The sequence below is a fragment of the Acidimicrobiales bacterium genome, from assembly GCA_035512495.1.
Taxonomy (GTDB): Bacteria; Actinomycetota; Acidimicrobiia; order Acidimicrobiales; family CADCSY01; genus DATKDW01.
Genome location: DATKDW010000023.1, coordinates 1 through 20,892 on the forward strand (window position 1 = coordinate 1; position 20,892 = coordinate 20,892).

General features: G+C 72.9%; 19 protein-coding genes. 12 read left to right on the forward strand and 7 right to left on the reverse strand.

Annotation, left to right across the window (positions count from 1 at the left end):
* Together VMN58_02325 and VMN58_02330 are read right to left on the reverse strand one after the other, a co-directional pair.
* Positions 1 to 609 (reverse strand): aminotransferase class IV (locus VMN58_02325; protein ID HUF32029.1); only part of this gene is annotated, 609 nt, incomplete at its 3' end.
* Positions 606 to 1,634 carry an anthranilate synthase component I family protein gene (locus tag VMN58_02330; GenBank protein ID HUF32030.1) on the reverse strand — a complete coding sequence of 343 codons (1,029 nt, stop codon included), beginning with the start codon at positions 1,632 to 1,634 and terminating at the stop codon, positions 606 to 608. The genes VMN58_02325 and VMN58_02330, both read right to left, overlap by 4 nt.
* Positions 1,635 to 1,762: 128 nt before the next feature.
* On the opposite strand from VMN58_02330, the gene VMN58_02335 reads away from it, so the two are divergent.
* The 11 genes from VMN58_02335 (at position 1,763) to VMN58_02385 (ending at position 14,633) form a co-directional block, all read left to right on the forward strand.
* The gene (locus VMN58_02335) at positions 1,763 to 2,908 is read left to right on the forward strand and encodes an acyl-CoA dehydrogenase family protein (protein HUF32031.1); all 1,146 of its coding nucleotides are present in this window, start codon (positions 1,763 to 1,765) and stop codon (positions 2,906 to 2,908) included.
* A gap of 47 nt (positions 2,909 to 2,955) precedes the next feature.
* A complete protein-coding gene (locus tag VMN58_02340; protein ID HUF32032.1) occupies positions 2,956 to 4,401 on the forward strand; it encodes an LCP family protein in 1,446 nt (481 codons plus the stop codon).
* A 1-nt stretch (position 4,402) separates the two neighbouring features.
* Positions 4,403 to 5,269: a glucose-1-phosphate thymidylyltransferase RfbA gene (rfbA, locus tag VMN58_02345; protein ID HUF32033.1), complete on the forward strand. Its 867-nt coding sequence runs from the start codon at positions 4,403 to 4,405 to the stop codon at positions 5,267 to 5,269.
* An 11-nt stretch (positions 5,270 to 5,280) separates the two neighbouring features.
* Complete coding sequence (gene rfbB, locus VMN58_02350) at positions 5,281 to 6,303, forward strand: dTDP-glucose 4,6-dehydratase (protein HUF32034.1); 1,023 nt, start codon at positions 5,281 to 5,283, stop codon at positions 6,301 to 6,303.
* On the forward strand, positions 6,300 to 7,157 hold the full coding sequence (gene rfbD / locus VMN58_02355) for a dTDP-4-dehydrorhamnose reductase (GenBank protein ID HUF32035.1): 858 nt from the start codon (positions 6,300 to 6,302) through the stop codon (positions 7,155 to 7,157). The genes rfbB and rfbD overlap by 4 nt, the downstream gene beginning before the upstream one ends.
* Positions 7,150 to 9,816, forward strand: a complete 2,667-nt coding sequence (locus tag VMN58_02360) for a nucleotide sugar dehydrogenase (GenBank protein HUF32036.1) — start codon at positions 7,150 to 7,152, stop codon at positions 9,814 to 9,816. Before rfbD ends, VMN58_02360 begins: the two co-directional genes overlap by 8 nt.
* Entirely contained in the window at positions 9,817 to 10,755 is a 939-nt protein-coding gene (locus VMN58_02365; GenBank protein ID HUF32037.1) for a UDP-glucuronic acid decarboxylase family protein, read from the forward strand.
* A 44-nt stretch (positions 10,756 to 10,799) separates the two neighbouring features.
* On the forward strand, positions 10,800 to 11,666 hold the full coding sequence (locus VMN58_02370) for a glycosyltransferase family 2 protein (GenBank protein HUF32038.1): 867 nt from the start codon (positions 10,800 to 10,802) through the stop codon (positions 11,664 to 11,666).
* A gap of 203 nt (positions 11,667 to 11,869) precedes the next feature.
* The gene (locus tag VMN58_02375) at positions 11,870 to 12,637 is read left to right on the forward strand and encodes a hypothetical protein (protein HUF32039.1); all 768 of its coding nucleotides are present in this window, start codon (positions 11,870 to 11,872) and stop codon (positions 12,635 to 12,637) included.
* An 8-nt stretch (positions 12,638 to 12,645) separates the two neighbouring features.
* Positions 12,646 to 13,689 carry an NDP-sugar synthase gene (locus VMN58_02380; protein ID HUF32040.1) on the forward strand — a complete coding sequence of 348 codons (1,044 nt, stop codon included), beginning with the start codon at positions 12,646 to 12,648 and terminating at the stop codon, positions 13,687 to 13,689.
* Positions 13,686 to 14,633, forward strand: a complete 948-nt coding sequence (locus VMN58_02385; GenBank protein HUF32041.1) for an NAD-dependent epimerase/dehydratase family protein — start codon at positions 13,686 to 13,688, stop codon at positions 14,631 to 14,633. Before VMN58_02380 ends, VMN58_02385 begins: the two co-directional genes overlap by 4 nt.
* Before the next feature lie 16 nt (positions 14,634 to 14,649).
* On the opposite strand, the gene cofE is transcribed toward VMN58_02385, so the two are convergent.
* From cofE to VMN58_02410, 5 genes are all read right to left on the reverse strand, one after another.
* The gene (cofE, locus tag VMN58_02390; GenBank protein ID HUF32042.1) at positions 14,650 to 15,354 is read right to left on the reverse strand and encodes a coenzyme F420-0:L-glutamate ligase; all 705 of its coding nucleotides are present in this window, start codon (positions 15,352 to 15,354) and stop codon (positions 14,650 to 14,652) included.
* Between the two features lie 82 nt (positions 15,355 to 15,436).
* On the reverse strand, positions 15,437 to 16,405 hold the full coding sequence (gene cofD / locus VMN58_02395; GenBank protein HUF32043.1) for a 2-phospho-L-lactate transferase: 969 nt from the start codon (positions 16,403 to 16,405) through the stop codon (positions 15,437 to 15,439).
* A 98-nt stretch (positions 16,406 to 16,503) separates the two neighbouring features.
* Positions 16,504 to 17,646, reverse strand: a complete 1,143-nt coding sequence (locus VMN58_02400; GenBank protein ID HUF32044.1) for a glycosyltransferase family 1 protein — start codon at positions 17,644 to 17,646, stop codon at positions 16,504 to 16,506.
* Positions 17,643 to 18,713 carry a glycosyltransferase family 1 protein gene (locus VMN58_02405; GenBank protein HUF32045.1) on the reverse strand — a complete coding sequence of 357 codons (1,071 nt, stop codon included), beginning with the start codon at positions 18,711 to 18,713 and terminating at the stop codon, positions 17,643 to 17,645. Before VMN58_02405 ends, VMN58_02400 begins: the two co-directional genes overlap by 4 nt.
* Complete coding sequence (locus VMN58_02410) at positions 18,710 to 19,819, reverse strand: glycosyltransferase family 1 protein (GenBank protein HUF32046.1); 1,110 nt, start codon at positions 19,817 to 19,819, stop codon at positions 18,710 to 18,712. The genes VMN58_02405 and VMN58_02410 overlap by 4 nt, the downstream gene beginning before the upstream one ends.
* A gap of 113 nt (positions 19,820 to 19,932) precedes the next feature.
* Here VMN58_02410 and VMN58_02415 point away from each other — a divergent pair, with 113 nt between their 5' ends.
* On the forward strand, positions 19,933 to 20,889 hold the full coding sequence (locus VMN58_02415; GenBank protein ID HUF32047.1) for an ABC transporter permease: 957 nt from the start codon (positions 19,933 to 19,935) through the stop codon (positions 20,887 to 20,889).
* Positions 20,890 to 20,892: the final 3 nt, after the last annotated feature.

Here is a 20,892-nt window from a genome sequence, read left to right on the forward strand (position 1 = left end):
GCCCGCCAGGCAGCCGCTCGACAGCGGCGGGGTCATCAGCCGGCCGCCGCGGGCGATGAAGACGTTGGTGCCGGTGCCCTCACACAGCTCGCCCCTGGTGTTGGCGAAGATGGCCTCGCTCGCATCCTGACCAGCCGCGGCAGCGAGGGCGACCACGTTCTCGCCGTAGCTGGTGGTCTTCATGCCGGCGAGGGCGCCGCGCTCGTTGCGGGTCCACGGGACGGTGATCACCTCCGCGGTGGGAGGGAACGGCTCGAGGGCGGCCACCGCGGCGATGACGGTGGGAGGCGCGTCGCCTCTGCCGGAGCCGAGGGGTGCCCGGCCACCGGTGATGGTGAGGCGGAGACGGGCGTCGGCCAGCTCAGATGCCTCCACCACCTCGGTGAGGGCTCGGGCGAGGAGGTCGCGTTCGGGGATGCGCAGGCCGAGGCCTCCGGCCGAGAGGGCAAGGCGGTCGAGGTGGCGGGTGACCGCGAAGGGCGCCCCGCCGTAGACGCGCATCGTCTCGAAGACGCCGTCGCCCACGGTGATGCCGTGGTCGAACGCCGACACGCGCGCCTCGTCGGCCGCCACCAGCCCGCCGTCGAGCCACACCATGGGCTCAGTCACGTGAGGACCCCCGCGCCGGATGCCACCTGCAGCAGCCGCTTGGCCTTCAGCTCGGTCTCCTCCCACTCGCCCACGGGGTCAGAATCCCACGTGACGGCGCCGCCCGTGCCGAAGTGCAGCTCGCCGTCGTCGAACCAGAAGGTGCGGATGGCCACGTTGAGGTCACCGAGGCCGGCATCGGCGTCGACCCAGCCCACGGCTCCGCAGTAAGGGCCCCGTCCCACCGGCTCGAGGCGGTCGATCACCTTCAGGGCAGCCAGCTTGGGGGCGCCGGTGACCGAGCCGGGCGGGAAGGTGGCGGCCAGCAGCTCGGGCCAGCCGACGCCGGAGCGCAGACGCCCCTCCACCGTGCTCACCAGGTGGACGAGGCCGGGGTGGTGCTCGACGGCGCACAGGGCGGGAACGGTGACGCTGCCCCACTCGCACACCCGACCGAGGTCGTTGCGGACGAGGTCGACGATCATCACGTTCTCGGCCCGGTCCTTGGCCAGGAACCCCTCGGCCGTGGACGCGGTGCCCTTGATGGGCTGCGAGGTCACCCGGCGGCCGTCGCGCCGGAGGAAGCGCTCGGGCGAGGCCGAGGCGACGTGGACGCCCTGGGCCGGGAGGCGGACCACGGCGGCATGGGGGGCGGGGTTGCCGCCGGCAAGGGCGGTGCCGAGAGCCAGCACATCGGCTCTCGGGGGCAGGGGGGCCGACAGCCGGCGGGTGAGGTTGACCTGGTAGACGTCGCCGTCGGCGATGGCCTCGCGCACGGCGGCGACCCCTGCGGTGAAGCCCGCCCGGTCGAGGCTGGACCGCCACGCGCCTGCGTCGGGGCCCACCCACGTGCGGGCCGGCCGGCCGACCATGGGCCGCCGGGAGCCGAAGCGGGCGCACACCGGCTCGCCCTCGAAGGGCAGGACCACGACCCAGAAGCCGACGCCGTCGAGCGCGGCGACGTCGTCGGTCACGTCGAGCAGCTCGGTTGCCACCCAGCCCCCGACGGCGGCGACCGGCGCCACGTCGAGGTCTGCAGCGGCCATGGGCCCAGCGTACGCACCCTGCGCAGCCTCCCCGAGAGCGTTCTGGCACCAGGATCGCGCCGAGGACCAGCGCGGTTCTGGTGCCAGAACGGGGGTGGGTGGGGCGGGGCCGTACGCTGCACGGTGTGATGCAGGAGCTGACACCCGAGCAGGAGGCCTTCCGAGCGGTGGTGCGCGACTTCGCCCAGGCGGAGATCGCGCCCCACGCGGCCGAGTGGGACCGCGACCACCACTTCCCGGTCGACACCGTCCTCGCCATGGGCGCCCTCGGCCTCTTCGGCCTCCCCTTCCCCGAGGAGTACGGGGGTTCGGACGCCGACTTCACCACCGTCTGCCTGGCGATCGAGGAGCTGGCGCGGGTCGACCACTCCATGGCGATCACCCTCTCGGTCACCTGCGGGCTCGGCGCCGGGCCCATCCACCGCTTCGGGACCGAGGAGCAGAAGCAGCGGTGGCTGCCCGACATCTGCGAGGGCCGGGCCATCGCCGCCTTCGGCCTCACCGAGCCCGACGCCGGTAGCGACGCCGGCGCCACCCGCACCCGGGCCACGCTCGACGAGGCGACCGGCGAGTGGGTGATCGACGGGGAGAAGGCGTTCATCACCAACTCGGGGACGCCGATCACCTCGATCATCACCGTCACCGCTCGCACCGGCCCCGGCGAGATCAGCGCCATCGTCGTCCCCGCCGGGACGCCCGGCCTCGAGGTGCAGCCCTCGTACCGCAAGCTCGGCTGGCACGCCTCCGACACCCACGGCCTGGGCTTCAGCGACTGCCGGGTCCCGGCCGACCACCTCCTCGGTGAGCGCGGGCGAGGCTTCGCCGCCTTCCTGAGCCTCCTCGACGAGGGCCGGGTCGCCATCTCGGCGCTGGCCGTCGGCTGCATCGAGGCGTGCCTGGAGGCGTCGGTGGCCTATGCCAAGGAGCGCCACGCCTTCGGGCGGCCCATCGGCGCCAACCAGGCGGTGGCCTTCGCGTGCGCCGACCTGGCGGTGATGGCGGCCAACGCCCGCAGCCTCACCTACACGGCGGCGGCACTGAAGGACGCCGGCAAGCCCTTCAAGCAGGCAGCGGCCATGGCCAAGCTGTACTCGACCGAGGCGGCGGTGAGCGCGACCCGGACGGCCACCCAGATCTTCGGCGGATCGGGCTTCATCGACGACACGCCGGTGGCCCGCTTCTACCGGGACGCCAAGGTCCTCGAGATCGGCGAGGGCACCAGCGAGATCCAGCGGCTCGTCATCAGCCGCGGCCTCGGCCTGCCGGTCGAGTAGCGGGGCCGCCTCGGCGTTCGGCGCTCGGCGTCGTATCCTCACCGGCGATGGTCGCCGCCACCCCCGCGAGCGTCCGCCTTCGGCGCACCTGGCCGCAGCGGCTGCTCATCACGTTCAACTGCCTGCTGATCGTGGGCTGCCTCAGCGCCGCGGGCGGCGTCGGGTACTTCTACTACCGCTTCGGCACCCTCCCCCGGCTGACCTTCGGTGACGGCGTGCTCAGCGGCGACTCCGACCCCGGTGGCGCCCAGAACTACCTGCTGGTGGGCAGCGACACCCGGGCGGGCCAGGATGCCGAGTCGTTCGGCACGGTTGGTGGTGCGAGGGCCGACACGATGATCCTGGTGCGGATCGACCCCCGCGCCGAGCGGGCGGCGATGGTCTCGTTCCCCCGCGACCTCTTCATCCCGATCTACAGCGCCGAGGGGCTCGAGGGGGGTCGGGATCGCATCAACACCGCCTTTGCGAACGGCCCCGATCAGCTCGTCATGACCATCACCAAGAACTTCGGCATCCCCATCCACCACTACGTGCAGGTCAACTTCGCCGGGTTCCGCGACCTGGTCGACGCCGTCGGCGGCGTGGAGCTGTACCTGGCCGGCGCGGTGCGCGACCGCGAACCGGGGACGGGTCGCAACGTCGCCGGCCTCGACGTGCCCGAGAGCGGTTGCGTGACGCTCGGTGGCGGCCAGGCCCTGGCCTACGTGCGCAGTCGCAACTTCGAGCAGTTCGTCGACGGCCGGTGGCAGCGCGACCCCAGCGGCGACCACGGGCGCATCCAGCGCCAGCAGGACTTCATCCGCCGGGCCGTCCGGGCGGCGCTGTCCGAGGGCCTCACCAACCCCACCAAGCTGAACCAGCTCCTCGACGTGGCCGACGACAACATCGTCGTCGACAGCAAGCTCGACGGGCGCGACGTGGTCAACATCGGGAAGCGCTTCCGGTCGCTGACGCCCGACACCCTCGACCAGCGCTCGCTGGTGGTCAGCGACTTCCGGACGTCGGCGGGGGCCGCCGTCCTGCGCCTCGTCGACGGGCCGGACAACGAGGAGACCTTCGACATCTTCCGAGGGATCGAGGCCGGCCCCGAGGACGTCACGCCGGCGTCGGTGCGGCTGCGCGTGCTCAACGGGACGGGGCGCTCGCGCGAGGCCGGCGGCGCCCGCGACGGCCTGGGCGTGGCCGGGTTCAACGTGGTCGGCGTGGGCGACGGTTCCTTCGGCACCGACCTCACGACCATCCGCTACGCCGCCGGGCAGGAGGCCAAGGCCGCCCTCCTCGCCGCCTACCTCGTCAGCCCCGGAGCCCACTTCGTCCTCGACCCCGCCCTCACCGTCGACATCGTGCTCACCACCGGCATGGACTACGAGGGCATCCTCGCCGAGCCCCGCCCGGTGGAGGCGGTGCCGCCCCCGGCGGCCGAGGAGCCCCCGCCCCCGGCCGACGAGGCGCCCGAGGCCGAGGCCGAACCAGACCCTGCGGAGGACTGCTGACGTGAAGGGCATCGTCCTCGCCGGGGGTTCCGGCACGCGCCTGCACCCGGTGACGCGGGCCGTCTCCAAGCAGCTGTTGCCGGTCTACGACAAGCCGATGGTCTTCTACCCCCTGTCGGTGCTGATGCTGGCGGGCGTGCGCGACGTGCTGCTCATCTCCACGCCCGACGACCTGCCGCTGTTCCGCCGGCTGCTGGGCGACGGCACCGACATCGGCATGCGGATGACCTACGCCGAGCAGGCCGAGCCGCGCGGCCTGGCCGAGGCGTTCGTGATCGGGGCCGACCACATCGGCGACGACAGTGCCGCGATGGTGCTCGGCGACAACATCTTCCACGGCCACGGGCTCTCACAGATCCTCCAAGCCGAGGTCGCCGCCCTCGACGGGTGCACCCTCTTCGGCTACTCGGTCAAGGACCCCGAGCGCTACGGCGTGGCCACCACCGACGGCGCCGGTCGCATCGTCGACATCGAGGAGAAGCCGGCCCATCCGAAGTCGTCCACCGCGGTCACCGGCCTCTACCTCTACGACAACGACGTGGTCCGCTACGCCGCCGAGGTGAAGCCGTCGGCCCGCGGCGAGCTCGAGATCACCGACATCAACAACCGCTACGTGGCCGAGGGGCGGGCCAAGCTCGTCGAGCTGGGGCGGGGCATGGCCTGGCTCGACACCGGCACCCACGACTCGCTGTTGGAGGCCTCCACGTTCGTGCAGGTGCTCGAGCACCGCCAGGGCGACCAGATCGCCTGCCTGGAGGAGATCGCGTTCCGCCAGGGCTGGATCGAGCGGGAGCAGCTGGTGGAGCTGGCGGCGCAGTACGGGAAGTCGTCCTACGGCGACACCCTCCGCCGCCTCGCCGCCACGTAACCTCGCTGGCCATGAACGTCCTGATCACCGGCGGCGCCGGGTTCATCGGCGCCAACCTCGTGCGCCGTTGGGTGAGGGACTCGCCCGGCGACGCGGTGGTGGTGCTGGACGCGCTCACCTACGCCGGCAACCTGGCCAACCTCGAAGGCATCGACCAGCTGGTCACCTTCGTTCACGGCGACATCGCCGACGAGCCGCTGGTCCAGTCGCTGCTGCGGGAGCACCACGTCGACGTCATCATCAACGTCGCCGCTGAGTCGCACAACAGCTTGGCGGTGCTCGACCCGGGCTTGTTCTTCAGGACCAACGTGCTGGGCACGCAGTCGCTGCTGGAGGCGGCACGGCAGGTCGGGGTGCACCGGTTCCACCACATCTCCACGTGCGAGGTATACGGCGACCTCCCGCTCGACAGCGACGAGGCGTTCACCGAGTCGTCTCCGTACCGGCCCCGCACGCCGTACAACGCCTCCAAGGCAGGAGCCGACCACGCGGTCCGTGCCTACGCCGAGACCTTTGGGCTGCCCGTCACCATCACCAACTGCGCCAACAACTACGGGCCCTACCAGTTCCCGGAGAAGGTGATCCCCTACTTCACCACCCTCGCCCTCGACGACAAGCCGCTCCCGCTCTACGCCTCAACCGAGAACCGGCGTGAGTGGATCCACGTCGACGACCACTGTGCCGCCATCGAGATGGTCGTCCGTGAGGGCCGCGTCGGCGAGACGTATCACGTCGGCACGGGCACCGAGGCGTCGATCGACGACATCGCCGACGCCGTGCTCGGCGCCCTCGGCAAGCCGGCGTCGCTCAAGACCATCGTGCCCGACCGTCCCGGCCACGATCGTCGCTACCTGCTCGACTCCTCGAAGATCCGCCGCGAGCTGGGATGGGAGCCGACCGTCGACTGGCCGGGTGGTCTCGCTTCGACCGTGGCGTGGTACGCCGACAACCGGTCGTGGTGGGAGCCGCTGCTCGGTCGGGCGCCGGTGGTCGAGGCGGCCTGGCCTGGCGGTGCTGCGGGCGCTCCATCGTGAGACGACCCACGGTGCTCGTCACCGGGGCCGGGGGCCAGCTCGGGACCGACCTGGTCGCCACCTTCGAGGCCGGCGGCCACCACGTCGTGGCTGCCGACCGGGCCACCCTCGACGTGTCCGACCGCCACGCCGTGCTCCAGGCGCTCACCGGGGTGCGGCCCGAGCTCGTGGTGCACGCCGCGGCGTGGACGGCGGTCGACGCCTGCGAGTCCGACCCCGACCGCGCCTATGCCGTGAACGCCCTCGGCACCCGCCACGTGGCCGAGGGTGCCCGGCTGGTCGGTGCCCACGTGGTCGCGATCTCCACCGACTACGTCTTCGACGGCACCTCGGACCGGCCCTACGTGGAGTGGGACCAGCCCAACCCGCAGTCGGTGTACGGGCGCTCGAAGCTCGGCGGCGAGCTCGAGCTCGATCCGGCCGCCACGCTGGTGCGCACGGGGTGGGTGGTGGGTCCCCATGGCCACAACATGGCCAAGACGGTGCTGCGCCTCCACGCCGAGGGCCGCCCGCTGGCCTTCGTCGACGACCAGCGGGGCAGCCCCACCACCACCGGCGACCTGGCGGCCGCCGTCTGCCGTCTGGCCGTGGCCCGCCAGCCCGGCACGTTCCACGTCACCAACCAGGGCGACACCACCTGGCACGGCTTCGCCCGCGCCGTGGTCGCCGCAGCCGGCGGCGATCCCGGGGCGGTGCGGGCCATCACCACCGCCGAGCTCGATCCGCCCCGTCAGGCACCCCGGCCCGCCATGTCGGTGCTCGACAACGCCGCCCTCCGGCTCCAGGGACTGCCCCTCCTGCCAGACTGGAAAGACTCGCTGGACCGACTGGTGAAGGAGCTCGTGGGTGAGTAGCAGGATCGCGATCGTCGGCACCGGCTACGTCGGGCTCACCACCGGCGCCTACCTGGCCCATCTGGGGCACACGGTGGTCTGCGCCGACCTCGACGCCGCCAAGGTCGAGCAGCTGAACCGGGGCGAGGTGCCCATCCTCGAGGCCGGCCTCGACGAGCTGGTGGCAGAGGGCCTCGACACCGACCGGCTGTCGTTCGTCGTCGGCGCCGCCAACGCCGTGGTCGACGCCGAGTTCGTGTTCCTCTGCGTGCAGACCCCCCAGGACGACGACGGCTCGGCCGACCTCACCTACATCCGCGAGGCGGCGAGCGAGATCGGGCCGGCGCTCGAGGCCGAGTGCGTCGTGATCAACAAGTCGACCGTGCCCGTCGGCTCCACCCGGGTGGTCGAAGCGGCCGTCGGCCGCGACGACATCTTCGTGGTCTCCAACCCCGAGTTCCTCCGCGAGGGCTCGGCGGTCCACGACTGCCTCCACCCCGACCGCATCGTGATCGGCTCCGACGACCAGGCCGCTGCCATGCGGGTCGCCGACCTCTTCGCCAGCCTCAAGGCGCCGCTGGTGGTCACCGACCCCGCCTCGGCCGAGACGATCAAGTACGCCTCCAACGCCTTCCTCGCCACCAAGGTCAGCTACGTCAACGCCCTCGCCAACGTCTGCGAGGCGGTGGGCGCCGACGTGCGCGAGGTCGTCCTCGGCATGGGCTACGACAAGCGCATCGGCTTCGAGTTCCTCAAGCCCGGCCCCGGCTGGGGCGGTAGTTGCTTCGTCCCCGACGAGACGGTGCTGGCGGCCCGGGGCGGCCGGCTGCGGCTGTTGACCTTCGAGCAGCTCTTCGCCGAGGTCGAACGGGTCGGGTCGGATGGGTGGTCCGTGCTCTCATGGGTCCCAGGTGAGGTGACCGCCGAGCTGCTCCCCGTGTCGACGTTCACCGCCCGTCCGTGGGACGGCGACGTGACCGAGGTCCGCACCAAGATGGGCCGACGTGTGACGACCACGCCATGCCACCCCTTCGTCGTCGGTGACGGGGTCGCCGGGCTCCCAGGATCGGTCAAGCGTGCGGACGAGCTGACCACCCGCGACTGGCTCCCCATCGCGCAGGGCATGCCGGTCTTCGTCGACGACCGTGACGAGTCGTCAACGGTCCTCGACGGGCTGGGGAGTGCGGGCATCGCGCCAGAGGCGGTGATCGTCCACCTCTCGGAGAGCCAGCGCCAACTCGCTCGCAAGCGAGACCACCGTCTGCCCGCCCACCGTCGGTACGAGTCGCGCCGGACCGGCTGCCTCCGCCTCCACGAGGTCCGAGAGCTCGACCTCCCAGAGGGCGAGGGAACCTTCGGGACGGTCAACAACGGAACGTTCGTCCCCGCGGGTCTCGACATGGATCACGCCTTCTGGCGCATGGTCGGTCTCTACCTGGCCGAAGGGCACATCGGCAGCGACGGCACCCGCCGGCGCATTGCGTGGTCGTTCCACCTGACCGACGAGCCGGAGCTCGTCGAGGAGGTGGCTGGCTACTGGACGAGCGTCGGGGTGAAGGCGACGGTGAGGCCCATGACGACCGCCTGTCAGGTGTCAGTCTCTTCGCGGATCCTGGCGGGTTGGTTCGAGCACGTCCTTGAGGTAGGGGCCGACTGCTACTCCAAGCGCATCCCTGATGCGATCTGGACGGCGCCGGAGTCGCACAAGCGGGAGCTGCTCCGCGGACTCTGGGACGGTGACGGATCGTGGTCGCTGGTGAGGGGTGGTCCCAGCGTGGTGCTCGAGTACGGCACCGTCTCGCGAGATCTGGCCGACGGCATGCTCCGTCTGCTGGGAGACCTCGGCATCGTGGCCAGGCTGAAGGTGGGGCGCACCGCGAAGTCGACGGTCGACACGTACTGGCTCACCATCAGCGGTGCCGATCAGATCGACAAGTGCGCCTGGCTCCTCCCCGACGACGAGCAGCTGGAGGTGCGCCGAGCCACCGCCGGCCAGGCCAAGCGGATCGCGCCCACGGGGTACCGACGCTTCGCCGAGTCCAAGAACGCCGCGTGGGTCCGGGTGACGAGCACCGAGCGTCGTCACCACCGCGGGACCGTCTACTCCCTAGAGGTCCCCGGGGCCCACACGGTCGTGACCAGCTTCGGGTTGGTGGGCCACAACTGCTTCCCGAAGGACACTCGGGCGATGGTGCACATCGCTGAGGAGGCGGGGTACGACTTCGGGCTGCTGAAGGGCGTCATCACCGTCAACGACGAGCAGTACGAGCGCATGGCCGACAAGGTCGAGCGCATGGCGGGGGGCTCGCTGGAGGGCTGCGTGGTGGCGGCGTGGGGGCTCACCTTCAAGGCCCGCACCGACGACATCCGCGACTCGCCGGCCATCGCCGTCATCCGCCGGCTCCAGGAGCGCGGCGCCACCGTGCAGGCCTACGACCCCGCCATCCCCCGGACCCGCACCGGCCTCGAGGGCATCGACGTTCGGCCCGACGCGTACGCCGCCGCCGAGGGCGCCGAGGTGCTGGTGGTGCTCACCGAGTGGGACGAGCTGCGCTGGCTCGACTTCGCCAAGGTGGCCGGGCTCATGCGAGGGGCGCGCATCGTCGACACCCGCAACCTTCTGGAGCCGGCGGCGGTGCGACGCCTCGGGTTCGCCTACGACGGCTTGGGGCGGGCCTAGGTGGCCCGCATCGTCGTCACCGGGGGGGCGGGGTTCCTCGGGTCGCACCTCTGCAAGGCCCTGCTCGACCGCGGCGACCAGGTCGTCGCCCTCGACAACCTGATCACCGGCAACGCCGACAACATCGCCGACCTGTTCGGGCGCGAGGGGTTCGTCTTCCAGCGCCAGGACGTGTCGAACCACGTGCACGTGACCGGCCGGGTCGACGCGGTGATGCACCTGGCCAGCCCGGCCTCGCCCAAGGACTTCACCGAGATCCCCATCCAGATCCTCAAGGTCGGCGCGCTCGGCACCCACAACCTCCTCGGGATGGCCAAGGACAAGGGCGCCACCTTCTTCCTGGCCTCCACCAGCGAGGTGTACGGCGACCCCCAGGTGCACCCGCAGCCCGAGACCTACTGGGGCCACGTGAACCCCATCGGTCCGCGCGGCGTCTACGACGAGGCCAAGCGCTACGCCGAGGCCATGACCATGGCGTACCACCGCCACCACGGCGTCGACGTCCGGATCGCGAGGATCTTCAACGTGTTCGGACCGCAGATGAGGCCGGGGGACGGGCGGGTGGTGTCGACGTTCCTGGTGCAGGCGCAAGCCGGCAAGCCGCTCACCATCCACGGCGACGGCAGCCAGACCCGCAGCTTCTGCTACGTCGACGACGAGATCCGGGGCTTCCTCGACCTCCTCGACTCCGGCTACGTCGGACCGGTCAACATCGGCAACCCCGACGAGTTCACCGTCCGGGAGCTGGCCGAGATCGTGCTCGAGGTCACCGGGTCGAGGTCCGAGATCACCTACGAGGCGTTGCCTGTCGACGACCCCGCCCAGCGCCGCCCCGACATCACCCTGGCCCGCGAGCTGCTCGGGTGGGAGCCCCGCATCTCGCTGCGCGACGGCCTGGCCCGCACCGGCGAGTGGCTGTCCCAGGTCGTGGGGCACTAGCCGACATCGCCGGTCGCGCGGGGAGCGGTCAAGATGGAGCCGCCATGAGCTCCGAGGTCGCCGCCGTCATCGTCAGCTACAACGTCGCCGACCTCCTGCTCGAGTGCATCGAGAGCCTTCAGGACGACGGCGTCGACCACATCGTGGTCGTCGACAACGCCTCGGCTGACGGCTCCGTGGAGGCCGTGCGCCGGGCCTACCCGGAGGTCGAGGTGGTGGCCCTCGAGCGCAACATCGGGTTCGGCTCGGGCGTCAACCAGGGCGTGGTCCGCACCACCGCGCCCTTCGTGCTGGTCGTGAACCCCGACGTCGTTGTCCACTCCGGTTCGACCAAGGCACTGCTGCAGGCGCTCGAAGCCGACCCCGGCCTGGCTGTGGTCGCTCCCCGCATCCAGACGCCCGAGGGCGCGCTCTACCCGTCGGCCCGCACCTTCCCCGACATGGTCGACGCCGCCGGCCACGCCTTCTTGCACTTCGTGTGGCCGTCGAACCCCTTCAGCCGGCGGTACCGGATGCTCGACTGGGATCACGCCACCGCCAGCGACGTCGACTGGGTGGCCGGCACCCACTTCATGGTCCGCCGAGAGGCGTGGGACGCCGTCGGCGGCTTCGACGAGTCGTACTTCATGTACATGGAGGACGTCGACCTCTGCTGGCGGCTCGAGAAGGCGGGCTGGCGGCGCGGCTACGAGCCCGCCGCCACCGTGACCCACGGCATCGGCCGGTCCACCGACCAGACGCCGTACCGCATGATCGCCGCCCACCACCGCTCGCTGCTCCGCTACGCCGCCCGCACCACCACCGGTGCCCAGCGCCTGCTGCTGCCGCTCATCGCCGCGGCGCTGGTGGTGCGCACCGCCATGGCCTGGGCCCAGCGCGCCTTCCGAGGCCGCCCCCACGCCGCCCCTTAGAAGAGGCCTCGGGGCCCGTCGTCGAGCGGGGCCCTCCCGTCCTCCGCAGGCTCCGGACGGGTCCCTCCCCTCGACGCCACCCGCTCGCGCGCGGTGAAGCGGTCTCGGCTTCGCCGAGGCCCTTCCCCCGTCGGCGACGGGCCCCGTGAGGGTCCCCGGTGAATCGGGGACGGGCCCCGCGAAGCGCTACGGTGGCGCCCGCCATGGGACGAGCATCATCGAGCAAGAAGGTCGCCAAGGCGGCCCGCACCGCCGGGCGACCCGGCGAGTCGAAGAACATCGTGTGGCCCGTCGCCATCGGCGCCGTGGTGCTGCTCGGCGTGCTGCTGGTCGTGGTGTCGCGACCCGACAACCCCGAGCCGGTCGCTCCACGCCTCGGCGACCACTGGCACGCCGCCTACGGCGTCAACGTGTGCGGCGACTGGATGCCCCCGCTGCAAGACCAAGGCCAGGACGCCTCCGGCCTCCACACCCACGGCGACGGCCTGATCCACCTGCACCCCTTCTCCACCCGCTCCTCCGGCCACAACGCCAACCTGAACACCTTCGGTGAGATCGTCGGCATGGAGATCGGCGACGGCTCGCTCTCGCTGCCCGGCGGCATCGAGCTCGAGGACGGCGACGACTGCAACGGCGAGCCCGGCGTGGTGCAGGTGATGGTCTGGGACAACCCGGCCGCCACCGAGGGCCGCCGGGTCCCGGCCGACCCCGGTGGCTACGCCCCGCAGGACGACGAGGTCGTCACGATCGCCTTCCTCCCCGAGGGTGCCGGGCTCGAGATGCCGCCCACGGTGGCCCGCCTGGCCGACCCCCTCGCCGCCGAGGAGGGCCGCGAGCCAGTGCCCATCGACGACCCCAACGCCCCCGACGACCCCAACGCCCCCGAGGATCCCGAGGCGGGCACCTCGCCGGAGGACGGCGAAGCGCCGCTGACCGATGACGAGGGCGACCCCGCCGACGCCGGACAGTGAGGGCGGTCGTGCTCGTCGGGGGCTTCGGCACCCGGCTCCGACCCCTCACCCTGAGCACGCCCAAGCAGATGCTGCCGGTGGCCGGCCGGCCCATGATCGAGCGGGTCCTCGCCCACCTGGCGTCGCACGGCATCGACGAGGTGGTGCTGTCGCTCGGCTACCGGCCCGACGCCTTCATGGGCGCCTACCCCGACGCCACCTGCGCCGGCGTGCGGCTGCGGTACGCGGTGGAGCCCGAGCCGCTCGACACCGCCGGCGCCATCCGCTTCGCCGCCACCGAGGCGGGGATCGACGAGCGCTTCCTGGTCGTCAACGGTGACGTGCTGACCGACCTCGACCTGGGGGCGCTGATCGACTTCCACGACGCCGCCGGCGCCGAGGGCACCATCGCCCTGACCAAGGTCGACGACCCGTCGCAGTTCGGGGTCGTCCCCACCGACGACGACGGGCGGGTGGAGGCCTTCGTCGAGAAGCCGCCGCCGGGCGAGGCCCCGACCGACCTCATCAACGCCGGCTTCTACGTGCTCGAGGCGTCGGTGCTCGGCCGGATCGCGCCCGGTGTGCGGGTGAACATCGAGCGGGAGACGTTCCCGGCCATGGTGGCCGACGGCACCCTCTTCGCCCGGCCCGACGAGGCCTACTGGCTCGACGTGGGCACGCCGGAGCGCTACCTCGCGGCCTCGCTCGACCTCCTCGACGGCAGGCGGGTCGAGCAGCTCGAGGCCTCCGACGCCGACCTGGTGGCAGGCGAGGTCATCCTCCCCGCCGCCCTGGGCGACGGCGTGCGGATCGCCGAGGGTGCCTCGGTGGCGCGCTCGGTGCTCGGCGACGGGGCCCGGGTCGAGCCCGGGGCCCGGGTGACAGGATCGGTGCTGCTGCCCGCCGCGGTGATCGGCCGCAACGCCGTGGTGACCGACTCCGTGGTGGGCCTCGGCGCCGTGGTCGGCGAGGAGGCCACGGTGGAGGGCGTCAGCGTCCTCGGGGACGCCGCCTTCGTCGAGGCGGGCGAGCACCTCGACGGGGCCCGCCGGCCCGACGCGGACGAGGCGTGAAGGCCCTCGTCACCGGTGGGGCCGGCTTCATCGGTTCGACCCTGGTCGACCGCCTGCTGGCCGAGGGGCACAGCGTCGACGTCGTCGACGACTTCTCCACCGGCTCGCTCACCAACCTCACCGCCGCCCGCGCCGACCGGAGCCACGACCTCCGGGTCCACCAGGTCGACATCCGCAGCCCGGAGACCATCGACCTCGTCGCCCGCCGCGAGCCCGAGGTGATCTTCCACCTCGCCGCCCAGGCCGACGTCCGGGTCTCCGTCACACGGCCTGCCCACGACGCGGCGATCAACATCATCGGCAGCCTGAACGTGCTCGAAGGCGCCCGGGCCGCCGGCACCCGCAAGGTCGTCTTCGCCTCCAGCGGCGGCACCATCTACGGCGACCCCGACCCGTCGGATCTCCCCGTCCGGGAGTCGCACCCCCAGCACCCCCTCTCGCCCTACGGGGTGGCGAAGAAGGTGGTGGGCGACTACCTGCGCGCCTACCGCTCGCTCCACGGCCTGGAGTACACCGCCCTGGCGCTGGCCAACGTCTACGGGCCCCGCCAGGACCCCCATGGCGAGGCGGGCGTGGTGGCCATCTTCGCCGGCCGGCTCCTGGCGGGTGAGGCGTGCACCATCTTCGGCGACGGCACCCAGACGCGTGACTTCGTCTACGTCGACGACGTGGTCGACGCCTTCGTCCGGGCCGCCGACCGGGGCAGCGGCCTGCTGTGCAACATCGGCACCGGCGTCGAGACCTCCGTCCGCCACCTCTACGAGACGATGGTGCGCCAGGCCGATGTGGTCGCCACCGCCACCGAGGCGCCGGCCCGCCCCGGTGAGCTGGCCCGCAACGCCCTCGACCCCGGCCGCGCCGCCATCCACCTCGGCTGGACGCCCTGGACCACCCTCGACGAGGGAACCGCCGCCGTCCTCGACTGGTGCCGCCGGAGCTCGTGACGGAACCCGTGAGCCGCTAGCGGAACAGGTCCTCGGCGGGTGGGCGCACCACCTCGTCGTGGACCGACCCCTCCCGCAGCCACGCCGGGTCGATGCCCCGCACGATGGCGACGGGGACGCCCGTGGCCTTGCCCATGACCAGCTCGGCCGCCGCGGCGATCTCGTCGACGATCGCGACCTCGGTGACCATCAGCTCGCGCCCGTAGGCGTCGACCGTGCCCCGCAGGTCGACGATGCCGGCGACGCCCGCGCACCCGATGGCCACGTCGGTGACCCCACGGCGCCAGGCCCGGCCGAAGGTGTCGGACACGATCACCCCGACCTCGACGGCCAGGCGGGCCCGCAACCCGTCGCGGATGCGGCGGGCCGAGCGGTCGCTGTCGACGGGGAGCAGGGCGGCCTGGCCCCGCTCGACGTTCGACAGGTCGATGCCGGAGTTGGCGCACACGAAGCCGTGCTCGGTCTCGGTGATGAGCAGGTCGCCACGACGCCGCAGCACCCGCACCGCCTCGTCGACCACCAGCCCCTTGTGCGACAGCGGGTCGTCGGGATCGACGGCCACGAGGCGGCCCTCGGCTTTCGAGACCACCTTCTGGGTGACGACCACGACGTCGCCGGTGAGGATCTCGGCCCCGGAGGCGGCGAGCACCTCGGCGAGCACGTCGCCGGGCACCACCTCGGGCAGCCCCCGGACCGGGATCACGCGCAGCTCGCCGCTCATCGACCCTCTCCCACGGGCGTTCTGGCACCAGGATCGCGCCGGGATCCGGCGCGATCCTGGTGCCAGAAGCGGGAGGGGGTGCTCATCTCAGCGTCACCTCGGCGAGGGCGGCGGCCTCGGCCGGTCCTCGCATGATCGTGGGCGCCACCACGCACCGCACGCCCTCGGCCTCGACGGCGGCGGCCAGGTCGGCATCGGCCTCGTCGATGACGAGGGTGGCGGCGAAGGGGGCGTAGAGACGGGCCACGCCCACCACCGACGCCTCGTGGCCGAGCTCGGTGAGCAGGCGGTCGGCGGGGCCCTTGAGGGCAGCGCCGGCGACGATGGGGGAGACGGCCACGACGTCGTCGCGGCGGGCGTCGAGGCGCTCGCGCACACCGGCCACGGCCAGGACCGGGCCGATCGAGACCACCGGGTTGGAGGGAGCCACCACGATGCGGCCGGCCCCGTCGATGGCGTCGAGCACGCCGGGCGCCGGGCATGCCTCGCCCACGCCGGCGAAGCGGACCGAGGTGACCGCCACGTCGTGGCGGCGCTGCACGAAGTACTCCTGGAAGCCGACCTCCTCGCCCGTCGCCGCCATGGTCAGGCGGGTCTCCACCCGGTCGTCGGTCATCGGCAGCAGGCACAGCCCCAGGCCGAACGCCCTGCCCACCTCGGCGGCCACGGTGCTCAGCGAGGCCCCCTCGTGCAGGCGCGCCGTGCGGTACAGGTGGGTGGCCAGGTCGCGGTCGCCGAGGCCGAACCACGTGGTGCCGGCCCGGGAGCCTGCCGGTGCGTGGGCGCCGAAGCGGCCGAGGGCGTCCATGGCCTGCCACGTCTCGCCGGCCAGGCCCCACCCGGTCTCGGGGTTGATGGCCCCGGCCAGGGTGTAGGTGACGGTGTCGAGGTCGGGGCTGATGTGCAGGCCGTGGAGGACGATGTCGTCGCCGGTGTTCACCACCGCGGTCACCGAGGTGGGGTCGACCACCTGGAGGAGGCCGCTCAGGTAGCGGGCCGCGCCCACCCCACCCGCCAGCACGGTGATGCGGTCGCCAGCGGGTGTCGGCACCCCGGCGACGCTACCGGCCACGGTTCTGGCACCAGGAACGCGCTGCCCGACGGCGCGGATCTGGTGCCAGAACGGAGGTGGGGGGGTGGGCTCTGGGGTCAGCCTGCCGCCAGGCGGTAGGCGGCGACGTGACCCTCGGCGCAGGCCTCCCACGTGTACGGGGCGGCGACGGGTGGGCCGGCGGCCCGCAGGGCGGTGGCCACGCCGTCGGTGTCGTCCACGAGGGTGGCCAGGGCATCGGCGAGGGCGTCGTGGTCGTCGGGCGGCACGAGCAGGGCGGCGTCGCCCACCACGTCGGCCATGGGGGATCCAACCGTCGTCACCAGGGGCGCCCCGCACGCCAGCGCCTCCAGCGCCGGCAGGCCGAAGCCCTCCTCGAACGAGGGGTAGGCGACGGCCGCGGCTTCGCGGAAGAGCACCGCCGGCACGTCGGCGTCGACGTAGCCGAGGCGGAGCACGCGGCTCTCCAGTCCGTGGTCGGCGACCGACTCGTCGACCGCCGCCGCCCCCCAACCGGGCTGGCCGGCGATGACGAGGCTGAGGTCGGGCCGCGCCTCGGCGATGCGGGCGAAGGCCGACACCAGGCCGGGGACGTCCTTGCGGGGCTCGAGGGTGCCCAGGAAGGCGATGAAGGGGGCCTGCACCCCGAGGCTGGCGAGGCGGACGGCGTCGGCCTCGACCGTCCCGGCGGTGGTGTCGTGGCGGAACCTGGTGTGGTCGACGCCGTGGGGGACGACCAGCACGGGCGCGGTGGGGGCGAGCACCTCGCCGAGGCGGTCCGCCGTCCGTTGGCTGACGCAGATGAGGGCGTCGGCGCGGTGGGCGGCGGCCCGGATCATCCGGCGGAAGTAGACGACCTTGCTGCGCTCGTGCCACTCGGGATGGTCGAAGAAGGTGAGGTCGTGCACGGTCACCACCCGCGGCCCGGACGCACGCAGGGGCATCGTGTAGTGGGGGCCGTGCCAGACGTCGGCGCCGACGCGGCGCACCACCCTCGGCGCCAGCACCTGCTCCCACGCCAGGCGGACCGGCCGGCGGGTGGGAGCCACAGCGTGGATCTGCGCGGCGGGGGCGAGACCGATCCAGCGGCTGACGTCGCGGGTGGTGGTGATCAGCTCGAGATCGATGGCGTCTCCGGCGGCCAGGGCCTCGACCATCCGGAGCACGTAGATGCCCGCGCCGGCGGGCCGTTCGGGGATGGCGGTGACGTCGATGGCGGCCCGGAGGCGGCGGGCGCTCACCTGGATGCCACCGCCGAGCGGTAGGCGCCGGCGTGGCTGGCGGCGCTGGCCTCCCAGGAGAAGTCGCCGGCGCGGGCCCGCCCCGCGGCGGCCCGGCGCGACCGGTGGTCGTCGTCGTCGAGCAGTCGCGCCAGCGCATCGGTGAGGGCGTCGACATCGCCGACCGGTACGAGGTCGGCGGCCCCTCCGGCGATCTCCGGCAGGCAGGCGGCGTCGGTGGTCACCACCGGGCATCCGCGAGCCATGGCCTCGACCACCTGGAGGCCGAAGCCCTCGTAGCGGCTGGGTAGCGCCAGGGCGACGGCCGAGCGGTAGAGGGCGTCGAGCTCGACGTCGCCGACCATGCCGGCGATGACGAGACCGGGGCCCCGTAGGTCGGGCGCGAGGCCCCACCCCTTGGGGCCGGCGAGCACCAGGCCGAGGTCCGGTCGTGCCGCCCGCAGCGCCCGGTGGGCGGCCACCACGTCGACGACCCCCTTGCGGGGCTCGATGGTGGCGACGAAGAGGATGAACGGCGTGGCGACCCCCAGGCGCTCGAGCGCAGCGGCCGTGGACGCCGGGTCGGGATCGGCGGGGAGGTGCACGCCGTGGTGCGCCACGTGGATGCGCTCGGCCTCGAACCCCTCGCTGACGAGGTCGTTGCGCCCGAAGGCGGTGGGGACCACGACGGCGTCGGCATGACGGCGGGCCAGGGCCAGCCCCCGCCGGTGGAACGACACGCCCCGGGGGGTCAGGTGCTCGGGCTGGCGGAGGAAGACCAGGTCGTGGATGGTCACCACCAGGGGTCGCCGCCCGCTGGGGGGCACGGCCAGGCTGGTGGCGTGGACGACGTCGGCGGGGATCCGGATCCGGGGGTGGCGCAGCCGGTGCCAGAGCTCGTAGCGCAGCGGGGCCACCGGCCAGCCCAGGTCGACGTAGCCCTCGACGCCCTCGGGCGGCCCGCCGGCGGCGAAGGGCACCGCCTCGACCCCCGCACCGGGAAGGCTGGCCAGCAGGTTGCGGACGTAGCGGCCGATGCCGCCCGGCACGGGCTGGAGGAGCTGTCCGACGTGGACCGCGGCCCTCACGCCGCGACCGCCTCACGCCACAGCGCCGCCATGCCTGCCGCGTGGTGCGCCCACGAGTACGACGCAGCCCGGGCGCGCCCCGCCGCCACGAGGGTCGACCGGTGGGCGTCGTCACCGAGCACCCGGGCGAGGGCGGCGGCCAGTGCCGCGTCGTCACCGGGCGCCACGAGCTCGGCGGCGTCACCGGCCACCTCGGGGATGGCGCCGGCGCTGCTCGCCACCACCGGTGTGCCCACCGACATGGCCTCGAGCAGCGGGAACCCGAACCCCTCGTCGAGGGACGGGTAGGCGAGGACGGCGGCGCCGCGGAGCAGGGCGGCCCGCCGCGCGTCGGAGACGGCGCCGGGGAGGTCGACCCGGGCGGCCACGGCCGGGTCGAGGCCGGCGACGGCCTCGTCGACGGCGGGCCGACCGGCATCGTCGGCGCCGGCCAGCACCAGCCGGAGGTCGTCGGGCACGCCCGGGGCCCCCGAGGCCACCAGGGCGCCGAAGGCGCGGACGAGGCCGTCGAGGCCCTTGCGGGGGTCGAGGGTGGCGAGGGAGACGATCGTCGGTGGGCCCGGCGGGGACGGGGGGACCTCGGCGACGGGTGGCACGCCGAAGGGGACGACCACCAGCCGCTCGGCCCCGTAGACGTCGCGGACCTCCCGGGCGACGTGGTCGGTGGACGCGTGCACCCACGCCCCCCGGTCGACCGCCCGCTGCACCGCAGCGGTGGCCGCCCGGACGGCGGGGGCGCAGGCCTCGGGGTGGCGGGCGCACCAGCAGTCGTGCACGGTGAGGGTGGTGGGACGCCGGCTCATGGGAGGCACCACGAAGTTGGCGCCGTGCACCACGTCGGCGTCGCCGAGCCAGCGGTCGCCGCGGGGGCGGTCGAGGCGGCCCCACGCCCGCACGACCGCGCCCGCAGGGAGGGGCAGGGCACGCGTGCCGGGCGGCAGACCGGCCAGCGTCGCCGAGCCGGCCCGGGCCCGGCCGCTGAGGACGTAGGGCACGATCTCCACCTCGGGAGCGGCGCCGGGCAGGGCGGCGAGGAGCTGCGACACCGTCTGGGCCACGCCGGAGCCGGCGCCGAGGAGCGGTGTGACATCGAGGGCGACCCGCATGAGGCTCCGCACGTTACCGCCGGGAGCGCACGGTGGTGCGGGTTCCGGGGCCGGCAACGGTTAGTTTGGGCCGGCTCCCGGACCCGGGGGCGCGCCTGCCCAGGACCCGCTCCGTGACCACTGCCAGCCCTGAGACGGCCACCAACGTCATCGCCCCCCGGCGGTCCGTGCTCGAGCACGTGACCCAGCTGTGGCGCTACCGCGAGCTGCTCGGCAACCTCGTGCGCAAGGAGCTCAAGGTCAAGTACAAGGGCTCCAGCCTGGGGTTCCTGTGGTCGCTGCTGAACCCGGCGATGTACCTGGTGGTGTTCTACATCGCCTTCCAGATCGTGCTCGGCGCGGGCATCCCGTCGTTCGCGGTGTTCATCCTCACCGGGCTGCTGGCGTGGAACTTCTTCTCCATCGCCGCCGGCTCGTCGGTCAACGCCATCGTCGGCAACTCGTCGCTCGTCAACAAGGTGTACTTCCCCCGCGAGATCCTCCCGCTGGCGGCGGTGGGGGCCAACCTCGTCCACTTCGCCCTCCAGGCGCTCGTGCTGCTGCTGGTGATCGCCGGCGTGGAGATCTTCAAGGTGGTCGCCGACGTGACGCCCGAGCGGCTGGCGACGCTGCCCAACGTCGACGTCGCCTACCTGTGGCTCCTCGTGCCGGCGCTGGTCGCCCTCTTGCTGTTGACCTCGGCCTTCGGGGTCTTCCTGTCGTGCGTGAACGTCTACGCACGCGACACCCAGCACCTCCTCGAGCTGGCGCTGCTGGCGTGGTTCTGGATGACGCCGATCATCTACCCCTGGGGCCTCCAGGCCGCCAAGGTGCCCACCTGGCTCACCCTGGTGAACCCCATCACCCCGATCGTGCTCGCCATCCAGCGCGCCCTCTACGGGATCGTGGAGGCGCCCCCGGGCGGCATCGGCGTGCAGGGCCAGGCAGGGGTGGTGCTGCAGCTGCCGCCCGAGTCGCCGCTGTGGTACTTCCGCAACCTGGTCATCGTGGCCTTCGTCGCCACCGTCCTCCTCGGCCTCGCCTTCAAGCTCTTCGCCCGCCTCGAGGGCAACTTCGCCGAGGAGTTGTAGACG

What these genes read in the sequence shown, in the direction of transcription:
- rfbB (HUF32034.1), top strand. Translation starts at nt 5,281, where the DNA reads ATGAACGTCCTGATCACCGGCGGCGCCGGGTTCATCGGCGCCAACCTC.
- cofE (HUF32042.1), bottom strand. Translation starts at nt 15,354, where the DNA reads ATGAGCGGCGAGCTGCGCGTGATCCCGGTCCGGGGGCTGCCCGAGGTG.
- VMN58_02340 (HUF32032.1), top strand. Translation starts at nt 2,956, where the DNA reads ATGGTCGCCGCCACCCCCGCGAGCGTCCGCCTTCGGCGCACCTGGCCG.
- VMN58_02335 (HUF32031.1), top strand. Translation starts at nt 1,763, where the DNA reads ATGCAGGAGCTGACACCCGAGCAGGAGGCCTTCCGAGCGGTGGTGCGC.
- VMN58_02370 (HUF32038.1), top strand. Translation starts at nt 10,800, where the DNA reads ATGAGCTCCGAGGTCGCCGCCGTCATCGTCAGCTACAACGTCGCCGAC.
- VMN58_02330 (HUF32030.1), bottom strand. Translation starts at nt 1,634, where the DNA reads ATGGCCGCTGCAGACCTCGACGTGGCGCCGGTCGCCGCCGTCGGGGGC.
- VMN58_02375 (HUF32039.1), top strand. Translation starts at nt 11,870, where the DNA reads ATGGGACGAGCATCATCGAGCAAGAAGGTCGCCAAGGCGGCCCGCACC.
- VMN58_02410 (HUF32046.1), bottom strand. Translation starts at nt 19,819, where the DNA reads ATGCGGGTCGCCCTCGATGTCACACCGCTCCTCGGCGCCGGCTCCGGC.